The organism is Oleiphilus sp. HI0125 (genome assembly GCF_001635355.1).
In genome coordinates, this window is the sequence record NZ_LWGF01001485.1 from 1 (window position 1) to 751 (window position 751).

The following is a 751-nucleotide window of genomic DNA, read 5'->3' on the forward strand; positions in this document are numbered from 1 at the left end:
CTCAGACTGGTAGCATGGAGCCAGGTCTTCCAGTTCCAGTGGTTATTACCGTTTACAATGATAAGAGCTTCACTTTTATCATGAAAACTCCGCCAGCGGCTGTTCTTCTTAAGAAGGCTGCAGGTATCAAGAGTGGTAGTGGCCGTCCAAATACTGAAAAAGTTGGAACTGTTACTCGTGCGCAATTAGAAGAAATTGCAAAAACAAAAGAGCCAGATTTGACTGCTGCTGATATGGACGCTGCTGTTCGCATCATTGCAGGTACTGCTCGTAGCATGGGTTTGAACACGGAGGGTGTTAACTAATGGCAAAGCTAACTAAACGTCAAAAGTTAATCGCTGAGAAAGTAGAAGCTGGTAAAGCATATTCAGTTGAAGAAGCTGTTGCGGTATTAGCAGAGCTTTCATCTCAAGTTAAGTTCAACGAATCAATCGATGTATCAGTTAACCTTGGTGTTGATGCACGTAAATCTGACCAGGCTGTTCGTGGTTCGACTGTTCTTCCAAATGGTACAGGTAAGTCGGTTCGCGTTGCTGTGTTCACGCAAGGCGAGAATGCAGAAAAAGCAAAAGCTGCAGGCGCTGATGTGGTCGGTATGGATGATCTTGCTGAGCAAGTGAAAGCTGGCAACTTGGACTTCGACGTAGTTGTTGCATCTCCAGATGCGATGCGTGTTGTAGGTCAGTTGGGTCAGGTTCTTGGTCCTCGTGGCCTTATGCCAAACCCAAAAGTTGGCACAGTTACTCCTGAT

General features: G+C 45.8%; 2 protein-coding genes. Both read left to right on the top strand.

Annotated elements, in window-relative coordinates; translation table 11 throughout:
* Window positions 1-305 (top strand): 50S ribosomal protein L11 (locus A3762_RS24990; protein WP_068758124.1); only part of this gene is annotated, 305 nt, incomplete at its 5' end.
* Window positions 305-751 (top strand): 50S ribosomal protein L1 (gene rplA / locus A3762_RS24995; protein WP_068758126.1); only part of this gene is annotated, 447 nt, incomplete at its 3' end. The genes A3762_RS24990 and rplA, both read left to right, overlap by 1 nt.